The following is a 20212-nucleotide window of genomic DNA, read 5'->3' as shown; positions in this document are numbered from 1 at the left end:
TGTTCAATTTTTTACTAAATAAGCTCCAATACAATAACCGAATGTGCTGGAATATCGATCTCTAGCTGATTCCCTTTCAACTTGGCATCTTTATATTCTTGCGGAAGTACGGTGTTGGGTTGCTCAAACGTATTGTGTTCTCTTAAATTGCTGGCGGTCAGAATACGCCCGGTAAGATGTTTTACCTTGATGCCTCCTAAGTCCAATGAAACTTTCTTTTTTGCTTTCGGATCAATATTCACGACAGAAATGTGTACGCTACCTTGTTTATCTTTTGATGCAGAAGCCGAGATAGCCGGAATTTCTTCTTCGCCATATTTATATGTATCGCTTTGCATTTCGATCGGGATCAACTGCGCATCTTGGTGCACCTTATACATTTCCATCACATGATAAGTAGGTGTCACGATCATATCTTTTCCTTTGGTTAAGATAACAGCTTGCAGCACATTGATAGTTTGCGCTAAGTTTGCCATTTTAACGCGTTTAGCATGGTTGTTAAAGATATTTAAAGTCATCCCAGCGATCATCGCATCGCGCATGGTATTTTGCTGGTATAAGAAACCCGGATTTGTTTCCGGCTCTACTTCATACCATCCTCCCCATTCATCCACAACAAGGTCTACCTTTGCTTGGGGATCGTATTTATCCATAATTGCGCTATGTTTTTCGACAAGCTCATTCATAAACCAAGCGGATTTCATCGTTTTGAAATATTCCTCATCAGAAAATTTTGTTGACGAGCCCTTTTTGTTCCAGTTAATGACCGCATAATGATGCAATGCGACACCTTTCATAAGATGGTTTGGTATATTCTTCATGAGCGTTTCCGTCCAGTGGTAATCGGCACTATTCGCTCCGGATGCGATACGGTATAATCCACCACTGTTGTCCCAATCGGCCATAAAGGTTGCATATTTCCGGTAGATATCGCTGTAATACTCGGCAGTCATGTTTCCACCACACCCCCAGGCTTCATTTCCTACTCCCCAAAATTTAACGTTCCAGGGTTCTTCTCTTCCGTTTTCACGTCGGAGATCCGACATCGGACTTTTTCCGGCAAAATTGACATACTGGACCCAATCGGCTAATTCCTGTACTTCCCCACTTCCTACATTACCCGCTAGATAGGGTTCCGTTTCCAACAGCTCGCACATGTTGAGGAAGTCGTGCGTGCCAAAGGAATTGTCTTCCGTAACGCCACCCCACCAGCTGTTGACGATGGAAGGGCGGCCTTCTTTTGACCCGATTCCGTCCTTCCAATGATAGGTATCCGCAAAACATCCTCCCGGCCATCTTAAATTTGGTATCTGTAATTTTTTCAGGGCATCGACCACATCATTCCGGACACCGGCAGTATGTGCAATAGAATCATTGGCTTCTCCTACATAAAAACCATCGTAAATACATCGTCCAAGGTGTTCAGCAAAATGGCCGTAAATATGTTTGTTAATCGTGATTTCGCTTTGTTGATCGGCTAATTTAATATGGTTCTGCGCATAAGAAAAGCTACAAACAGACAGCAAAGCGATGCTCAGGTTTAATTTTATGTTTATCATATTTAGTAGTTTAATTACATTTTGGGTTTATAATATCTTAGTATCTAAGTTGCCGCCAGTCGTTATAACAAACCACTTAAGGCATGATTTTTCAAATATTAATGTCAAATTAACACTTATTTTTATAAAAGTAAAATTTTATTTCCTTTTTCAGCATAAATTAATAAAGCTGGAAGAACTTATCTTCCAGCTTTTCATTCGCATTTATTTTATTTACTATATCCCGGATTCTGCGTCAACGGCTCTCCTTCCTTGTTATTCAGTTGAATTTCGCTCAACGGAATAGGAAGCAGTGCGTGGTAATCCTGAAAACCTGACGTAATCTTATTCGATGGCCCATCATCGCCATTCAATGCAATACGCTCTCTTAACTTTCCGGTACGCACCAACGTCATCCGGCGATTTTCTTCCGAAATCAGTTCTCTTGCGCGCTCATCGAGAATAAAGTCCAACGTGATATCCGCTGCACTTACCTGCCCCAGATTGGCATTGCCGCTTTCTTCGCGTGCCATTTTAAATGCCCGGTCGCGAAGTACATTGATATCATCAGCTGCCCCTCCAGTATTTCCTTGGCGTAATCTGGCTTCCGCACGTAAAAGATAGGTTTCTCCTAAGCGCATCACAGACCAGTCTTTCACTAATGCGTATCCAAAATCATCGGTTTCATCATATCCACCCCATTTGGTTGGAAAAGGATACCATACCTCTAAACTATCCGTTTTGAAAGGAATCGCTTGATCACCCGTTTTAATAGTCACGTTTTGTACGCCCGCATCTTTCGCCACACGCCAACCATCGGCATCAATACCTATCTCCGCCGAATAACCCGGTCGGTTGTAATTCACGGTTCTACGGATGTTGTAGTTACTGTTCCGGATATCTCCATCCAATCCTTGCCATACGGTGTACTTCATAAAGTTACTCAAACGAAGACGTCCGTTTCCACGTCCGCCCAACGAATCCGCATTAACCATCCCTTCCCATTTGTGGTAAGCAGGCTGCCAAACTCGACGGTGCTGTGGATTATCAATGGTACCACCGTTTACTTCGCGGTTATACTCCAATTCAAATGTCCATATCGCTTCCGTATTACCTTCGGAACGGCGCATATTTCCCTGACGGAACATATCCCTGTAATAATCACCACCTTCACCTAAGTACTTTCCATAGCGTGCCTCAATCAATTGATATTTGCCACCATCAATGATAGCAGATGCCATTTGCTCGGCTTTCTCAAAATAAGAAGCATCACGCTCTCCCATACGAAGATAGGCTTCTGCAGCCAACTGTCTCGCTACATCTTTATTTATCCGGCTTCCGGTACGTGTTTCCCCAACATTGGGTAGATTAGCTACCGCATAATCCAAGTCTTCCTCGATTACGATATCGACATCGGCTACGGAAGCTCTCGCGTAGTTAAAAGTAGGTACATCAATGGATTCGGTCAATAATGGAACATCTCCCCATAATGTAACGAGTGTATTATAAGCGTAAGCCCTGAAGAAACGTGCTTCCGCTGCTGCCGCCGGATTTTCGTCCCCCACCGAACTAATAATGGTATTGGCATTGTTGATAAACTGATACGAACGCTCCCAAAGGTAAGATACGCCTCCGTTTTCCGAATTGAGATCGGCATATTGATAAAAAGGATTCTCAACACCTTCCGTTGCTCCGGCACTGGTAATATCCATCCCTATTTGCCAACAGGATAAAAATCCCTGTCTACCACTCCATCCCCACAATTGAGCATAAATATAATGAAGTCCTATTAATTGGTTCTCCACGATAGAAGGGTCGCCGGTTCCTGCCTCATAGTCAGAATAGGGCTTCTCATTCAAAAAACTATCACTACACGATGCCACCCCTAAAGAGAGCAATGCGAGCACCGAGCATAATTTTGTATGTTTATATATCTTCATGACTTTATGTTAAAATGTAAGGTTTACTCCAAAAACGTAATTACGAACCATCGGATAGTTGGTATTGTCTCCAACGCCATCCTGACTGTGCCCTCTTGGGATATCCCTTGATTCTGGATCCCAGCCCAGCCAACTTGTCCAGGTATAGAGGTTTCTACCGCTAGCATAGAGCGTTACGCCCGATACACCTATTTTGCTAGCGATATCTGCTGGCATATTATAACTTAATGTTACATCTTTCAGCCGTGTAAAACTTGCACTCTTCGGAAAGCCATATCCATAGATGTTGGAGCGATTACTCAATGAACGCCATTCGTTACTTTTATTTTCGGGTGTCCAATACCCTAAATCTGCCGGCGCACTACGTCTTCCCAATTCATCAGATGCACCACCGATCTGCGGATTGTTGCGCATAGCTCCTTGAACCGTTTGAATAAACACGTTTAGCGAGAAGTCCTTATAGGTAAAAGTATTTGTAATACCACCCGTCCATTTTGGAGCGGTTTGCCCTAAGATGCGGCGATCATCGTCGTTGATGAGACCGTCACCACTTAAGTCGGCCAATTTCACCGCTCCGGCTTCTGCTTGCTCATCCCATCCGTTATGTAGACCCGCTGCAATTTCGTCCTCTTGCCATATACCTACTTGGGTATAGTCGTAGATAACGCCTACCGGATGTCCGATAAACCAACGATTTCCCAGGTCGTCTTTCTTATCGCCGTATACATCCACAATTTTGTTTTTATTATGTGCAAACACTAACATCGACGACCAGCTAAAATTATCCTTAACAATATTCTTAGAATTTAAAGTCACATCGATACCGGTATTGGATACTTTCCCTAGGTTTGACCAAACATCCGCAAAACCTGTTATCCGAGGTAACCGTTGTAAGATCAACATATCTTGTGTATTGGTTTTATAAAATTCTACCGTACCACTTAGACGATTTCCCCACAAGCCAAAATCTACCCCGGTATTGAAACCTGCTGTTTTCTCCCAGCGTAAATCCTGATTCCCCATCCGCACACGGTAGCGCAGTGCGGCATTCGATAGACCGCCCAGAGCCAGTGGATTCGATTCCATCAAAGATAGGGTCTGATAGGGGTTTATGGCTTCGTTTCCGGCAACACCATACGAAACACGTAGTTTCAAATTATCAATAACATTTCTGGTGCTCTCCATAAACCCTTCATTGTGAATATTCCAAGCAGCAGCGCCTGAAGGAAAAACACCGTACTTATGGTTGTCGCCAAATACCGATGCTCCATCCCGACGCACGGTAAAGGTTAACATATAACGGCTATCGTAACTATAATTCAACCGGCCCATTTGCGAAATTGAACGGTAAAGATCTGCTCTCGAAGATACTTTGTGCGTGGAAGCTGTACCCAAACCTCCCCATTCTAATACATCGTTCGGAAAAACTTCTCCTATGGCTTCAGATTCCTGCCAATATTTACTTCTTGCGGCATAAAGTCCTGTGAAGTCGAAACGGTGCAAACCAATGGTTTTTTCATACGTCAAAATATTCTCTAACGTGTATGTCTGGCTTTCTGCATTGTGTATCCGCCCCCAACCATTGGCGTTATACACCGATAAACCTTGGTATTCGTTTGTACGTTTCGGCACATAAGAATATCCGCCGTTAAACCGGTATTTCAAACCAGACAAAGGTTCCCAAATATTACCAAAATTCATTTCGGCGTAACCGTTTAACGACATATTAAACTCCCGCCGTTCTGGATCAGTAGTAGTATGTAGTAATGGGTTTTCCCATAATTGCTCCGAATACATTGGCCACCGTGTCAATGTACCATCGTCTTCATACATACGTGCATACGGACTCATCGCCAAGGCTTGTGTTAGGTTTGCCCGTCCGCCATCTCTATTATGCGCAGCAATAAAAGCAGAGGTACCCACGGTTAAATATTTAGTCGGATCAAAATCTGTATTTGCCCGGAAAGAGTAACGGTCGTAATCAAACCCTTTCACAATACCCTTCTGCCCAAAATAGTCGACCGACACATAATATTTCGCATTTTCGCTTCCGCCAGATAAACCGACATTATGATTTTGTATGGTTCCTGTTTGCATAACAGCATCTAACCAATCTGTCGTTACACCATTTTGGTAGTTGTCGTATTCAAACTCGTTACGTACCGGACCACCGTTAAATAAACTTGTATTGGTAATCCGCGCGTATTCTGCATATCTTGCCAATAGCTCTTCTGCTGATACGGGATCCAACATGTGGGATGGTTCCTCAACACCGGCATAACCGCTATACCGTATAGTCGGCGTTCCGGTCGCCCCTCTTTTTGTGGTGATCAGAATCACACCATTAGAGCCGTTCACCCCATAGATTGCGACAGCAGATGGATCTTTCAAAATCTCAACCGATTCAATATCATTCGGGTTGATGTCATTAATAGAGCCATCGGTTTTAGTTAATGGTATACCGTCTACTACAATATATGGCCCTGAACCGGCACTCATCGAATTGAGCCCGCGCACTTGGGTTGCCGGTGAATCGCCGGGAATAGAGGATGCTTGGCTAATATTGACATTGGAAACAGCTCCTTGGATGGCCTGCATCACATTTGTCACGGGGAGATTGGATAGGCGTTCTTTGGGAACGGAAGCAACGGAACCGGTAATATCGGACCTCTTTTGCGAACCATATCCAACCACCACCAATTCATCCAACAAATTTTCAGAAGAGACCAGCTCAACCGTAATTGTGGTGGATTGCCCTACGGTAACTTCTTTCGGATCATAGCCGATAAAACTAAAGACCAACGTTTGTCCCGCAGAAGCTGAAATCGAAAATGACCCCTTAGCATCTGTTTGTGTGCTGTTGGACGTTCCCTTCACCGCCACGGTGACTCCTACAATTCCACTCCCTGTACCAGTATCTTTCACGACACCATTCCGCGTCGTCTGTTGTGCGAAGCCAAATGTTACGCTGAGTATCGCACACAAAAGCAAAGAAAATGCTTTGTAATAATTTTCAGTAAATTGTTTCAACATAGTTTTTATAGTTAGTGATTTTGGTTAACATCATGTTTTGTCTGACTAGCATCGCTAATCAGCTTTCTTAATTTCCTCGCCTAGCTCAAATTGGATACATATCATTCAGTTTAATGTTTAAAAATGGTTAACTCATATTTTTAACGTCGTGCTAACGACTTTTTCGCTGAGTTAGCTTTATCATATTTCTGTTACAAACATAGTATCGTACCGAATTCACGAGGTTGGATTATCGTTCAAAAATGTCTAAAATGAATGCAGGAAAGATATTTTTTTGTAGAGCAATAAAAAAACCTCGTATTAACGAGGTTTGACAAAGTTTTTTATGAAAGAAGTGGTGTATGTATTTTACTTATATTCTTTCAAAAACTTCTGTAGTTTAGGAGCGATAACAGCAGCACAATATGGATTACCCGGATTTTGATTAAAATAATCGTGGTGGTAGTCTTCCGCCTCCCAAAATGTAACTGCTGGCTCTACTGCCGTTACTATAGGATCAGCAAAAATAGCTTGTTTGTCTAATTCCTTGATAAAGCGCGCAGTCGCTTCTTTCTGTGTTTCGTCATGATAAAAAACAACAGAGCGGTACTGTGTGCCCACATCATTTCCCTGTCTGTTTAATGTCGTGGGATCATGCGCTTTAAAAAATACTTTTAATAAGGCGTTGAAATCTACTTTAGTTTCATCAAAATCCAGTTGTATAACTTCAACATGGTCTGTATCACCATTGCAGACTTCTTTATACGTCGGGTTATCAGTTTTCCCGCCCATGTAACCGGGTAAAACACTACGAACTCCTTCTATGTTTTGGAATATCACTTCGGTACACCAAAAACATCCTCCTCCAAATGTTGCTTTCATAAGATAAAGATACAAGGAAGAATTTAAAAATAGAATAGATTTTAGGTATACAAAAAAGTGTATATTTTCGTTAAGTATAAATTTGAAGAAAATGCAAGCACCAATATGGCATACCCGAGAAATGGGGAAATTTATTTTACGTTTCCGACCTTATACACTGGAAATGAAACATGTATTCACGGTAGCGTCTTTCAGTCGGACAACAACACCAGTTGTTTTGATAGAACTGGAATATGATGGGGTAGTCGGTTATGGTGAAGCCAGTATGCCTCCTTATCTTGGCGAGTCTCAGGAGAGCGTCATCAATTTGCTAAACAGCATTGATCTATCGACATTCAGCTCCCCTTTTGAGACAGCGGAGATATTGCATTATATAGATCATATTCAAGAAAAGAATACCGCAGCGAAAGCTTGCATAGATATCGCCCTACACGATTTATTAGGCAAACTTATGGGAGAACCTTTCTATAAAATCTGGGGGTTAAATCCTAAGCTTATTCCGCCCACTTCTTTTACAATAGGAATTGACACGGAAGAGATCGTGCGCAGAAAAGTGGCAGAAGCGGATCAATTTAAGATTTTGAAAGTTAAACTCGGCCTCGATACAGACAAAATGATGATCAATACCATTCGGTCTATGACGGATGTTCCTTTATGTGCCGATGTCAATCAAGGTTGGACCAATAAAGAGCAGGCGCTGGAGATGACCTATTGGCTCTCTGAACAAAATGTGGTCTTTCTTGAACAGCCCATGCCTAAGGAACAAATAGACGATATAGCTTGGCTAACAGAGCGTTCTCCGATTCCAACCATTGCCGATGAAGGATGTCAGCGGTACGACGATATTATCAGTTTAAAAGATATCTATACCGGTATAAACATTAAGCTCATGAAATGTACAGGCATGCGCGAGGCAAAAAAAATGGCCGAATTGGCAAAGGCTTTGGATATGAAAGTCATGCTTGGCTGCATGACAGAAACATCATGTGCAATTTCTGCTGCCGCGCAGTTAGCTCCTCTGGTAGATTGGGCGGATCTTGACGGTGCCCTATTAATTAGCAACGATGTATATAAGGGTATGCAAATATACGAAGGTCGGTGTATACTACCCAGTGCTCCTGGCATTGGCATTATAAAAAAGTAGAGACGCAATATATTGCGTCTCTACCTGTTGTTTTATTGAACACTATCCAATTGTCGCGATTCCGACTACCAATACATGATATATAACGCAGCGGTCGCCAAAGCCACGATGAGCGCACCCACGACAAAGCCAGGGTGTGCCTTGAACATCTTGGTATCGACCTCCAAACCGTTTGGCACAACTCCTTTAGCATTTTCTATTTTACTAATGATATACATACCAACAATACAAATGATAAATACAAATCCCATACGATCAAGGAACGGGATCTCATATAGACCACTTGCCGGGTTTACGACCGCAAAACCAGTTGTATTCAAGAAAGATAAATCTGCAAAATTCGGCAGGAATTTAAAGAAAACGGATAACAGGAACCCACCGATCGTAGCAAACAGCGCGGCATTGGAAGTGGTTTTCTTCCAGAAGAAACCAAGAATAAACATCGCAAAAATACCAGGCGATACGAAACCGGTATATTCCTGAATATACTGAAAACCGCCTTTCTTATCAATACCCAGATGAGGTGCAATTAGTACTGCCAATATCATCGATACAATAATGGTGATTTTACCCGTATTGACCAATTGTCTTTCAGAAGCCGTCTTATTGAATACTTTCTGATATATATCAAGCGAGAATATCGTAGCGACACTGTTTGCCTTCCCGGCCAACGAAGCGACTACCGCCGCCGTTAATGCTGCAAATGATAAACCTTTCAAGCCCGATGGCAGCAAGTTTAACAACACGGGATAAGCACGATCCGGATTGACTTCCCCTCCTTGGAGCATCTCCGCCTGGAAATGTCCATCTTTCCAAAGAACATAGGCAGCAATCCCCGGCAATACAACGATAACCGGCATCAACAATTTCAGGAAAGCAGCAAATAAGATTCCATTGCGCGCTGTTTTTAAATCAGCGCCTAGCGCCCGTTGCGTAATATATTGATTACAGCCCCAATAGTTGAGGTTTACGATCCACATACCACCAATCAACACGGACAACCCCGGTAAATCCAGATAGTTCTCGTTATCTTTCGCAAAAATCATCTCGAAATGCTCGGAAGCTTTATCGGTCATGATAGCATAGCCATTCAATACACCATCGCTACCATAGTGTTCAGAAACTAAGCTCAACGCTAGATAGGTCGTTGCTAAACCACCAAGAATCAGGAAGAATACCTGGATAACGTCCGTGTATCCAATCACTTTCATTCCGCCTAGGGTTATAATGACGGCGAATATGGCGATCGCATACATACAGAATTCCAGACTAAATCCGGATATACTGCTGACGGCCAAAGCACCTAAATACAAAATGGATGTTAAATTGACCACTACATATAGTGCTAACCAAAAAACAGCCATAATCATGGCCACTGTTCCGTTATAACGCTTATGCAGGAATTGTGGCATCGTGAAAATTTTGTTCTTTAGATAAACGGGTATAAAGAACACGGCTACAATGATTAATGTAATTGCAGCCATCCACTCATACGTCGCTATTGCCAGCCCCATTTTAAAGCCCGAACCGCTCATACCAATGAACTGCTCTGCTGAAATATTGGAAGCAATCAATGATGCACCAATGGCCCACCACGTCAGGGAGCCCTCTGCAAGAAAATAATCTTTAGAGTCTCCTCCGGCTACCTTTGATCTTTTTTTGTTATAGACCCAGATACCATACGTGGCAACAATCACGAAATACACGAGGAAAACTAAATAGTCTGGAGTTGATAATATATTATTCATACGGTTTATTTGATCCCGGCCGCTAAGGTAATAAAAGAATTTATAAATTAAATAAATCGATTTATGATATTTTCAATATATTCTTGTTTACCACTGGTTAATGTTGGCTCTCCGTGCTGCATGGCGTAGCTCCTTAGATCTTCCAACTGTAATTTACCAGTTTCAAACTCAGCTCCCATACCATTGTCAAAACTATTGTATCGTTCTTTTCGTGTCTTTTTATAATCCGAGTGCTGCAAAATATTATCGGCTATGATCAGCGCTCTTGCGAAATTATCCATCCCCCCTATGTGTGCATGGAACAAATCGACAGGATCGGTGGAATTCCGGCGTATTTTAGCATCAAAGTTTACGCCCCCTCCTTGCAAACCTCCGGCTTCCAAGATGATAAGTAACGCTTCAGCAAGTTCGTTTAAGTTGTTGGGAAACTGATCAGTATCCCATCCATTTTGGTAATCGCCACGATTCGCATCAATAGAACCCAATAAACCGGCATCTGCTGCTACTTGCAGTTCATGTTGAAAAGTATGGCCTGCTAACGTGGCATGATTTACCTCTAGATTTAGCTTAAAGTCTTCCAATAGATCAAATTGACGCAGAAAGCCGATCACCGTAGCAGCATCATAATCATACTGGTGTTTTGTGGGCTCACACGGTTTAGGCTCAATCAGAAAAGTTCCCGTAAAACCTTGCTTTCTAGCATAGTCTTTTGCCATATGAAGAAAACGTGCAAGATGTTCTTGTTCTCGCTTCATATTTGTGTTTAACAAAGACATATAACCTTCACGTCCTCCCCAGAAAACATAGTTTTCACCCCCCAAAGCAATCGTCGCATCTATGGCAGCTTTTACTTGTGCTCCACCATGAGCTAGCACATGGAAATCTGGATTTGTAGCTGCCCCATTCATATAACGATGGTGACTAAACAGGTTCGCCGTACCCCACAATAACTTCACACCGCTTTGTTGCTGCTTTTCTCTTGCATATTCCACAATCTGTTCCATATGGCGTTCATTCTCGGCTATATTTTCCGTATGGTCTATCAAGTCCACATCATGAAAACAATAATAAGGAAGCTGCATTTTCGTCATAAACTCAAAAGCAGCATCCATTTTATCTTTTGCACGTTCTAGAATTGTCTCTTTTTTATCCCAGGAAAAAAATAAGGTTGGACCACCGAAGGGATCTGATCCGTTCGCATTGAAAGAATGCCAGTAGGCACAGGCAAATTTAAAGTGTTCTGCCATTGTCTTTCCCGCTACAACGCGGGATGCATCATACCAACGAAAAGCAAGTGGATTATCTGAATCCTTACCTTCGTATTTTACTTGTCCGATGTTTTTGAAATACTCGTGATTTCCTAATAAAATGTTCATCTATTTGTTTTTTGATAATTTATATTCCAGGCTTTTTTTCCATTTACCGTATAATTCGTGATAGCGTTCGACATCTGTGGGTTCGATAGTAACATGCTTTTTGAGCCCAGAGAACGCCTCGCTACGATTACGATATATACCGGCTCCTAATCCGGCTCCTAATGCCGCACCAACACTGCCATCATTGTCATATAGCTCTACCCCAACACCGGTAGCACCGGCAAAAGATTGTTGAAATACGGGACTCAGAAATAGATTAGCGTGTCCCGCCCGGATGATTGCCGGTTGGATACCGTTTTCCCGCATAATATCCAGCCCATATCGGAATGCAAATGCAATTCCTTCCTGCGCTGCCCGCCAAAGATGAGCCGCATCGTGACGCACAAAATCCAAATTTTCGATGTGGGCATGCACCGTTTTATTCAACAACATCCGCTCTGCACCGTTACCGAAAGGCAGTATTTGTACCCCCTCTGAACCTATAGGGACTGCAGCCGCGCGTTCATTGATTTGCGGATAATCATAACCCATTGCTGTTATTTTTTTCAACCAGCTATTCTGAATCCCCGTCCCATTAATACACAATAGCACACCTAGGTTAGGATTATTGTCTTGATAGTTTACATGAGCAAAGGTGTTCACTCGAGATTGTTTATCGTAAACCAATTTATCTGTCACCGCGTATATAACACCCGAGGTACCTGCCGTAGCGGCTACTTCTCCTGGTTCAAATACATTCAAAGAAAGGGCATTATTCGGCTGATCCCCCGCTTTAAAGCTCACAACGACATCCGACGAGAAACCTAGTTCATCGGCTACACGAGGAAGAATTTTGCCATAGGTCGAAAAAACCGGAAGCAGTTGGGGAACCAGATCCGCATGAATACCATAATGATTCAATAGAGATTCAGATAACTGGTGCTTTTCAAAATTCCATAAAATCCCCTCTGATATCGAACTTACATTCGAATTTATTTCTCCCGTGAAACACATGCTCAAATAATCGCCGGGTAACATAAACTTGTATATTTGTTCATATAGCTCCGGCTCGTATTGCTTAACCCATGCCAGCTTGGAAGCTGTAAAATTTCCGGGAGAATTTAAATGTGCTCCTAAAAAGGCTTGTTCTTTTAATTGGGAAAAGGCTTCATTTCCGAGTTCCACCGCCCGGCTATCACACCAAATAATGGCATTTCGCAGCGGCTTGTGCGCTTTATCCACCACCACCAGACCATGCATCTGGTACGCAATACCAATAGCACCTATGTCTTTGGGATTATACAACCCGCTCTGATGTGCTTTTTTAATAGCTTCTTTTGTGTCAGACCACCACGTCAGTGGATCCTGTTCCGCCCATCCGACTTTCGCTGATAATATCGCAGCCTCTGATTCCGGAAAACTCGTGGACACTATTTTGGTATTTGTCGCTGCATCTACAACAGAAACCTTAATAGATGATGTACCTAAATCTATCCCTAATAATAACATGTTCGTATATCTTAAAAGCTGGTCACAGCATGCAACCGCTTGCATAAAATTATTTAATAAATTTTATATTTACAAAAATTAAATTTAAAAGATTTTATTTTGGCTAAGAAAACGACCGTCTACGACATTGCTAAAGAGCTCAATATCACAGTATCTACTGTATCCAGAGCATTAAATAATATATCGACGATAAGCGAATCAACCCGCAAGGCTGTTCTGGAAACAGCACAGCGTCTGAATTATCGCCCCAATAAAATTGCCTCCTCCCTTACATCCGGCAAAACATATACTATTGGTGTGGTGATTCCGAGCGCCCAGATTCAATTTTTTGCATCGGTTATTCATGCCCTCGAAACATCTCTAAAATCATTTGGCTATAGCATTCTCCTATATCAAACCAATGAGTCCCTAGTATCGGAAAAGAATGGTATAACCACCCTTTTAGAAGCGCAAGTAGATGGTATAATCGCTTCTATGTCGTTAGAAACAAAGGATCCCTCTCATTTTGAAAAAGTCAAAGAGGAGGGTAAACCGCTTATCATTTTTGATCGGACACATGATGACCTACAATGCGCGATGGTGAAGATCGATGATCTACACGCGGGTTATATTGCTACGAAGCATCTGCTGGACGAAGGTTATCGAAAAATAGCCTATATCACCACCAAACACAAGATCAAAATTTTTAAAGAACGGTATGAGGGATATTTACGTGCATTACGAGAGGCTGGTCTTCCGGCAAATCCTGGATATACGATATTGGGGGAGCTAAACGTAGAAGGAGGTTATGTAGGTACACATGAATTATTAAAACTCCGAGAACGCCCGGACGCAATTATAGGTGGTGATGACTACGTAGCTCTCGGCATTATTAAAGCGCTACACGATAAAAATATCACACCTCCCGAAATCGGTGTAATCGGTTTTGCCAATCAAAATTTCTCGGAACACATTATACCAAGTCTTTCCACGATCGATCAACAGGCACTAAAAATAGGCGTCGCCTGTGCAAAAATGTTTCTCAAAATTATCGAACAACCGGTTTCTGCACGTTTAGAGCAAAAACCGGTAGTGCTTGAACCACTGCTTTTGGCCAGAGAATCCACCAACCGGAGAAATAGATAATGGCATAATCTTATTCTTTGGTGAACATATTACCTATCTCCCGACTAATTTTTCGGAAGATAGGTGCTGTCTTCACATCTTCGTAATCATCTATATGCTGATTTTCACGACGACTTGGAAAAATCAAAATCAAATTTTGCTTCTTGAAATAGCGTCCTACCCTTTTTGCCAACCCGTCTAACGAATCCCGATAAGAAACATCACCGTAACGTGCAGACACAAAAACCAATAATGCATCTGCATTGCTAAAGGTTGCCAATCCATAAATATTATTCCAGTCTTCATAATTATCAAAAGAGCATGGAACACTTGTTTCGAGCATTTTCAATACCTCCAAAATCGCCAGTTGTGTACGCTTATTACAAACAAATGTGAGTGGCAACGTTAATTCTCCAACTAATTTTAACATTTTTTCCATCCAATACTCAAATCCTTTCTCTGATTCTGCTAGTGGTGGAACAAAAATGATCATGGATTTATTGGAAAGAAACGGATTATCAAATTTGCACATAAACAGATTCGTATTTGTACGATTTAAGATACTTTCGGTTTTCTCACCTACAATCTTATCAATAAAGGATGTAGCACTTGGCCAACCCAGAATAAGACAATCTGCTAATATTTCTTTCGAGGTACGTCCAATACCACTGGCTATATTGAAATCTATTGTCGACAGTAATTCCACATCTGTTTCTGAACCAGAGGCATATTTTGCCATACTATCCAAATTCTTCCGGGCATTTGCCATATTCCGTTCCGCTTGTTCATTATCTGCCACAACACTCAATATATGCAGCGGGTGGGGAGATTTTTTTGATTTTATCAAGGTCGCAAAATCTAAAATCGGCTCCATGGTATCCAAATTTGCTATGGGTAGCAACAACCGTTCTTCATGCTCCGGAACATGTTCAATATGTTCATCATCCTGATGCCCTGCCATCACGATACGACGCGATGCATTCTCCGTCACCAAAGATGCGATGATACAGGTGATAAGAATTAGCACAATCGTACCATTTAATACGTTTTCATCTATAATCTCTCGGTCATATCCGACCATAATAATCGCCAAGGTAGCCGCCGCATGTGCATTACTCAGTCCGAAGATCAAGTTTCTGTCGTTTCTAGCATATTTGGCAAGAAAACTGGTGGCCGTAGCCGCTAAAAATTTACCGGTAACGGCGACAACCGTCAATGTTCCTGCGATGATAAGTGCCATCGGCCCTTTCATTAACACGCTAACATCTACAATCATCCCTACTGAGATTAAAAAGAAAGGAATAAAAATAGCGTTCCCAATGAATTCTATCCGATTCATTAACGCGGAGGAATGTGGTATTAATTTGTTCAATGCTAATCCGGCAACGAACGCCCCGATGATAGGTTCTAACCCTGCAATTTCAGCAAGAAAAGCGGCAAAGAAAACTACGGCAAGGACAAAAATATAATGTGCTGTCTTCTCGCTTTCGATCTTCTGAAAGAACCATTTGGCTATCCGCGGAATAACGCCGAACATAATAAAAAGAAAAAGCACAAATGATACACCTAAAGTCACCCAAAAATCTTGATTGATTTCACCTTGCGATGCTCCCACAATAACGGCAAGAATAATCAACACCGCCGTATCGGTTAATATTGTACCACCTATGGTAATGGCGACTGCCTCCCGTTTTGAGATACCATAATTATTAACAATTGGATAGGACACCAGCGTATGTGTTGCAAACATACTTGCTATCAATATACTTGGCAAGAGATCATAGCCTAACAAGTAGTGGCAAACAGGAAATCCGATGCTGATCGGAATAATGAACGTTAGAAACCCAAACAATAAACTCTTATTTCTAGTTTTCTTAAACTCATTCATATCGAGTTCCAATCCGGCGATAAACATGATATATAAGAGCCCAATAGTCGAGAATAAGTCAATAGCATCTACACCATTTCCTTGTAGGGTATCTTTATCAATCTTTGCCAGCCAGTTCAAACCATGAGGCCCTAACAGCACACCAAACAAAATCAACCCGATAATACCCGGCACTTTAATCGGGCGCAAAATAATAGGAGAAATCAGAATAATAGTGAGGATAACGCTAAAAACCAGAACAGGATTCGTAATGGGCGTTGAAAACGCCTCTGATATATGATGCAAGAGTTTATCCATAAAAATAACTATTGTTATACAACAACTAGGAACTGAAAATAAGAAAAGTTCTTTCAATTTCCTAATAGAATAGGCGAAACCTTAACCACATTCCTGTCGGTGAACTATTTAAATTGTATTGTTTTGATGGGTGAAATCCGACTAATAAGCATTGCCGGAATAAATAAGGTAAGTAATCCTATTATCACGATAGCTACATTTAACCCAACGACTTCATACCAGGCGATATCCATAGGTACATAGTGGATATAATACGTATAAGGATCTAATGTGAAAAAATGTGTCTGGGTTTGAAAAAAATAGAGCGAAAGAGCAATTAAATTACCGATGAGTAACCCGACGCCGATCAGGTACATAGAACCGTACAAAAACACTCGTCGAATCCCTCTATTTGGATAACCTAGTGCTTTCAATATTCCGATCATCGAGGAGCGTTCCAAAATACTGATCAACAAGGAGGAGATCATATTGATAACGGCTACGATAACCATCAACACAAAAATGATATTATCATTCATATCAAGCATATTCAGCCAATTAAAAATATCAGGCATTTGTTGCACAATATTTGTTGCTTCCAGTTCGATTGGTAAGATATTATCAATTTCCAGTGTGGTATTTTCCAGTAAATCAAAAGAGGCGATTCTAATTTGATATGCACCCGCTTCATTCTCCTGCAAATTATTCAACCTTCTAATCAAGTCTAGCGAGCCAATAACATACGTTTTGTCCAACTCTTCCGAATGTGTTGTATAAATACCTCTAATAGTAAAAGGACGCCGACGTATGGGATCCTGTATAAAATACATAATGAACTTGTCTCCTACGTCTAAATCTAATCTGTTTGCTAAATATTCAGAGATCAAAAGTTGTGTGTTGCCCTCTTCGGAAAAGTTGAGTGTATCCCCTTTTACTATATTTTTTTGTAAATATTGTTGGTTATAACTTTGATCCACTCCTTTCAATAATACGCCCTCCACTTGGCCATCAACATTCATAATGCCCGCTTTTGTCGCAAAAGGTGTGATATCCACGACTTGCGGTAAGGCTTCTAATTTTTTTAAATTTTCGGACGACAGTTGAATAGGCGTATTTTCGTAGGAAGCACTCAAATCATTTTTCGTGACGACAATATCCCCAAAGAACCCTCTTTGTTTCGCTATAATCTCCCGTTTAAAGCCATTCAAGATAGCCACAGATAAAATAATAGCGGAAATGGCCAGTGCCAATGCGCCAATAGTCACGCGGACAATCAGCTTCGAAAAAGTCCGATGCCCCATGAATGTAATCCGCTTAGCTAAAAAGTAAGGAAAATTCAAGGTGAATATTAATTTTGTAACTTCGCAAAGTTAATAATTTTTGTCACTTGAAGTTGGCTAAAAGACACGATATCATCAGGCGTATTTTTTTAATTTTTTACTATATACTATGCGGATTATTTTTATGGGTACCCCCGATTTTGCAGTAGCATCTTTAGAAGCTTTATTACAAGCTGGCGAAGAGGTTGTCGCTGTTGTTACCACACCTGACAAACCAGCGGGTCGTGGCCAGAAAATACACGAATCAGCTGTTAAGAAATATGCTATACAACAGGGATTGCCGGTATTGCAGCCGGAAAAACTAAGAAATCCCGAGTTTATTACAGCATTGCAATCCTATCGAGCAGACCTACAAGTGGTCGTCGCTTTCCGTATGTTGCCCGAAGTGGTGTGGAATATGCCTCCTTTAGGTACCATCAATGTCCATGCATCGCTCCTTCCGCAATACCGGGGCGCAGCTCCCATCAACCACGCTATTATCCAAGGCGAAGCGCATACCGGAGTGACAACGTTTTTACTGCAACATCAAATAGATACCGGAAATATCCTCTTCTCGCAGCAAGTAGAAATTGCTCAGGAAGATACAGCCGGTATATTACATGATAAATTAATGGCTGCAGGAGCAGAAGTATTATTAAAAACAGTGGAAGCCGTAAGAAACAACGATATTCATCCGGTTCCTCAGGCACAGTTAGAAACAACCGTGTTAAAAACCGCTCCAAAGATCTTTAAAGAAGATTGTCAGATCCTATGGGATAGGCCTACAGATGAAGTCTACAACCAAATCAGAGGGCTGAGTCCTTATCCTGCAGCATATACTATATTAAACGATAAAGTTTTGAAAATTTTTGAAACAAAAAAAGGGCAATCACTAGGTGAAACACCGGGAACGTGTAGCAGCGATGGAAAAACTTTTCTGTCATTTGCAACACAGGATGGTTCGCTTTTGGTTACCTCTCTCCAACTCGAAGGCAAAAAAAGGATGCAAATAGAGGAGTTCTTAAGAGGATATCGTTTAGACTAAAAACTTTATTTTTCTTCTTCTATGTACTCCATAATATCCCCTGGTTGGCAATCCAATGCTTTGCAAAGTGCTTCCAGTGTGCTTAATCGAATTGCTTTCGATTTTTGATTTTTGATGATAGAAAGATTTGACAGGGTTATCCCCACGCGATGACTAAGCTCATTCAGGGAGACCTTTTTTTCAGACATAATCCTATCTAAATGAATTTTAATTGGCATAACTTCTCAATTTAAATATGACATATTGTGCCTAAAGGTAACAATTTTATGATCTAATATGTTTTATTGAATTTCAAAATTCTCATTCTCCGTTAAAATTAAAAACTTCATAACAAATACGTTACGGCATACGTTTTTAGAAAATGAACAAAACAAATCATACATTCTTACGTTTTACTTAATAACACAAGTGGAATTGGAATAATTTTTGCTATTAAAACAGCACCAAAGCCCTTATGTTAACTTCCTCATACAGAGTATTTAATTTACACTTATATGAAGGAACTATGGGTAAAAATCACTATTTTTGCAGACATTTCAAAAGAGAAAGGTATTTATACATTTAAATGAGACAGCTCAAAATTACACAATCCATTACCAATCGCGAATCTCAATCGTTAGATAAATATTTGCATGAGATTGGTAAAGTAGACTTAATTACCGCAGAAGAAGAAGTAATATTGGCACAGCGCATCCGTGAAGGTGACCAAGTTGCTTTGGAGAAATTAACAAAAACCAATCTGCGTTTCGTTGTTTCTGTTGCCAAACAATACCAGAATCAAGGACTCACGTTAGGTGACTTGATTAATGAGGGCAATTTAGGCTTAATTAAGGCAGCAAAACGTTTCGATGAGACAAAAGGGTTTAAATTTATCTCCTATGCCGTATGGTGGATTCGTCAGTCTATCCTACAAGCTATTGCTGAACAATCACGTATTGTACGTTTACCTTTGAATCAAGTGGGTTCATTGAGCAAAATCAGCAAAGCTTTTTCCAAATTGGAGCAAGAGTATGAGCGCGAGCCGTCTCCAGAGGAATTAGCTGATATTCTGGAAACTACGGTTGACAAAGTGTCAGACACATTAAGTAACTCAGGAAGACATGTATCTATGGATGCACCATTTGTTCAAGGGGAAGAAAACACGCTTTTGGACGTATTGGAAAATGCAGACCCAGATACGGATAGCATACTGATTGATGAGTCGCTATCAGAAGAGATCAAACGCTCGTTATCCACCTTGACAGAAAGAGAACGTGAAATTATCGTCTTATTTTTCGGATTAGGAACCAACCACCAATTATCCTTAGAGGAAATAGGTGAGAAATTCAGCTTGACGAGAGAACGTGTACGTCAAATCAAGGACAAAGCGTTACAGCGCCTTCGCCATACGTCGCGCAGTAAAATTTTAAAATCTTATTTAGGCTAATTGCCTACACATTATGAGCAATGCGC

General features: G+C 41.2%; 14 protein-coding genes. 4 read left to right on the top strand and 10 right to left on the bottom strand.

Features of this window, described 5'->3' with window-relative positions; genetic code table 11:
- Positions 1 to 14 precede the first annotated feature (14 nt).
- The 4 genes from EWE74_RS01910 to msrA all read right to left on the bottom strand — a co-directional run bounded on the left by EWE74_RS01910 (position 15) and on the right by msrA (position 7372).
- Positions 15 to 1559 carry an alpha-N-arabinofuranosidase gene (locus tag EWE74_RS01910; protein WP_130139850.1) on the bottom strand — a complete coding sequence of 515 codons (1545 nt, stop codon included), beginning with the start codon at positions 1557 to 1559 and terminating at the stop codon, positions 15 to 17.
- 209 nt (positions 1560 to 1768) lie between these two features.
- Positions 1769 to 3478 carry a RagB/SusD family nutrient uptake outer membrane protein gene (locus tag EWE74_RS01905; protein ID WP_130139849.1) on the bottom strand — a complete coding sequence of 570 codons (1710 nt, stop codon included), beginning with the start codon at positions 3476 to 3478 and terminating at the stop codon, positions 1769 to 1771.
- A gap of 9 nt (positions 3479 to 3487) precedes the next feature.
- The gene (locus EWE74_RS01900; RefSeq protein ID WP_130139848.1) at positions 3488 to 6511 is read right to left on the bottom strand and encodes a SusC/RagA family TonB-linked outer membrane protein; all 3024 of its coding nucleotides are present in this window, start codon (positions 6509 to 6511) and stop codon (positions 3488 to 3490) included.
- Positions 6512 to 6859: 348 nt separating this feature from the next.
- A complete protein-coding gene (gene msrA / locus EWE74_RS01895) occupies positions 6860 to 7372 on the bottom strand; it encodes a peptide-methionine (S)-S-oxide reductase MsrA (protein ID WP_130139847.1) in 513 nt (170 codons plus the stop codon).
- 91 nt (positions 7373 to 7463) lie between these two features.
- Between msrA and EWE74_RS01890 the strand changes: the two genes are divergently transcribed.
- Positions 7464 to 8516 (top strand): dipeptide epimerase, encoded by a 1053-nt coding sequence (locus EWE74_RS01890; RefSeq protein ID WP_130139846.1) that lies wholly within the window; start codon positions 7464 to 7466, stop codon positions 8514 to 8516.
- Between the two features lie 65 nt (positions 8517 to 8581).
- Here the strand turns inward: EWE74_RS01890 and EWE74_RS01885 are convergent, their stop codons facing one another.
- Genes EWE74_RS01885 through EWE74_RS01875 form a run of 3 tightly spaced genes read right to left on the bottom strand, consistent with a single transcriptional unit; the run spans position 8582 to position 13128 of the window.
- Complete coding sequence (locus EWE74_RS01885; RefSeq protein ID WP_130139845.1) at positions 8582 to 10264, bottom strand: sodium/sugar symporter; 1683 nt, start codon at positions 10262 to 10264, stop codon at positions 8582 to 8584.
- Positions 10265 to 10311: 47 nt separating this feature from the next.
- Positions 10312 to 11640 carry a xylose isomerase gene (gene xylA, locus EWE74_RS01880; RefSeq protein ID WP_130139844.1) on the bottom strand — a complete coding sequence of 443 codons (1329 nt, stop codon included), beginning with the start codon at positions 11638 to 11640 and terminating at the stop codon, positions 10312 to 10314.
- Complete coding sequence (locus EWE74_RS01875) at positions 11641 to 13128, bottom strand: xylulokinase (protein ID WP_130139843.1); 1488 nt, start codon at positions 13126 to 13128, stop codon at positions 11641 to 11643.
- A 99-nt stretch (positions 13129 to 13227) separates the two neighbouring features.
- Between EWE74_RS01875 and EWE74_RS01870 the strand changes: the two genes are divergently transcribed.
- Complete coding sequence (locus EWE74_RS01870) at positions 13228 to 14253, top strand: LacI family DNA-binding transcriptional regulator (protein ID WP_130139842.1); 1026 nt, start codon at positions 13228 to 13230, stop codon at positions 14251 to 14253.
- A 10-nt stretch (positions 14254 to 14263) separates the two neighbouring features.
- On the opposite strand, the gene EWE74_RS01865 is transcribed toward EWE74_RS01870, so the two are convergent.
- Positions 14264 to 16417, bottom strand: coding sequence for a cation:proton antiporter (locus EWE74_RS01865; RefSeq protein ID WP_130139841.1), 2154 nt, complete (start codon positions 16415 to 16417; stop codon positions 14264 to 14266).
- Positions 16418 to 16521: 104 nt separating this feature from the next.
- The gene (locus tag EWE74_RS01860) at positions 16522 to 17697 is read right to left on the bottom strand and encodes an ABC transporter permease (RefSeq protein WP_239018523.1); all 1176 of its coding nucleotides are present in this window, start codon (positions 17695 to 17697) and stop codon (positions 16522 to 16524) included.
- Positions 17698 to 17845: 148 nt separating this feature from the next.
- Here EWE74_RS01860 and fmt point away from each other — a divergent pair, with 148 nt between their 5' ends.
- Positions 17846 to 18760 carry a methionyl-tRNA formyltransferase gene (fmt, locus tag EWE74_RS01855; protein WP_130139839.1) on the top strand — a complete coding sequence of 305 codons (915 nt, stop codon included), beginning with the start codon at positions 17846 to 17848 and terminating at the stop codon, positions 18758 to 18760.
- Between the two features lie 5 nt (positions 18761 to 18765).
- Here fmt and EWE74_RS01850 read toward each other — a convergent pair whose 3' ends face one another.
- Positions 18766 to 18978, bottom strand: a complete 213-nt coding sequence (locus tag EWE74_RS01850) for a helix-turn-helix domain-containing protein (RefSeq protein ID WP_130139838.1) — start codon at positions 18976 to 18978, stop codon at positions 18766 to 18768.
- Between the two features lie 347 nt (positions 18979 to 19325).
- Between EWE74_RS01850 and EWE74_RS01845 the strand changes: the two genes are divergently transcribed.
- Complete coding sequence (locus tag EWE74_RS01845) at positions 19326 to 20186, top strand: sigma-70 family RNA polymerase sigma factor (protein ID WP_130139837.1); 861 nt, start codon at positions 19326 to 19328, stop codon at positions 20184 to 20186.
- Positions 20187 to 20212: the final 26 nt, after the last annotated feature.

The organism is Sphingobacterium corticibacterium, assembly GCF_004208525.1.
GTDB classification, from domain to species: domain Bacteria; phylum Bacteroidota; class Bacteroidia; order Sphingobacteriales; family Sphingobacteriaceae; genus Sphingobacterium; species Sphingobacterium corticibacterium.
Note: the sequence above shows the minus strand (reverse complement) of the source record. Positions and strands in the feature narration are given on the sequence as shown.

Bases quoted from the DNA above. Each gene is read 5' to 3' on its own strand.
- EWE74_RS01905 (WP_130139849.1), bottom strand. From the start codon at position 3,478: ATGAAGATATATAAACATACAAAATTATGCTCGGTGCTCGCATTGCTC.
- EWE74_RS01890 (WP_130139846.1), top strand. From the start codon at position 7,464: ATGCAAGCACCAATATGGCATACCCGAGAAATGGGGAAATTTATTTTA.
- fmt (WP_130139839.1), top strand. From the start codon at position 17,846: ATGCGGATTATTTTTATGGGTACCCCCGATTTTGCAGTAGCATCTTTA.
- msrA (WP_130139847.1), bottom strand. From the start codon at position 7,372: ATGAAAGCAACATTTGGAGGAGGATGTTTTTGGTGTACCGAAGTGATA.
- xylA (WP_130139844.1), bottom strand. From the start codon at position 11,640: ATGAACATTTTATTAGGAAATCACGAGTATTTCAAAAACATCGGACAA.
- EWE74_RS01885 (WP_130139845.1), bottom strand. From the start codon at position 10,264: ATGAATAATATATTATCAACTCCAGACTATTTAGTTTTCCTCGTGTAT.
- EWE74_RS01860 (WP_239018523.1), bottom strand. From the start codon at position 17,697: ATGGGGCATCGGACTTTTTCGAAGCTGATTGTCCGCGTGACTATTGGC.
- EWE74_RS01910 (WP_130139850.1), bottom strand. From the start codon at position 1,559: ATGATAAACATAAAATTAAACCTGAGCATCGCTTTGCTGTCTGTTTGT.
- EWE74_RS01850 (WP_130139838.1), bottom strand. From the start codon at position 18,978: ATGCCAATTAAAATTCATTTAGATAGGATTATGTCTGAAAAAAAGGTC.
- EWE74_RS01875 (WP_130139843.1), bottom strand. From the start codon at position 13,128: ATGTTATTATTAGGGATAGATTTAGGTACATCATCTATTAAGGTTTCT.
- EWE74_RS01845 (WP_130139837.1), top strand. From the start codon at position 19,326: ATGAGACAGCTCAAAATTACACAATCCATTACCAATCGCGAATCTCAA.
- EWE74_RS01865 (WP_130139841.1), bottom strand. From the start codon at position 16,417: ATGGATAAACTCTTGCATCATATATCAGAGGCGTTTTCAACGCCCATT.
- EWE74_RS01900 (WP_130139848.1), bottom strand. From the start codon at position 6,511: ATGTTGAAACAATTTACTGAAAATTATTACAAAGCATTTTCTTTGCTT.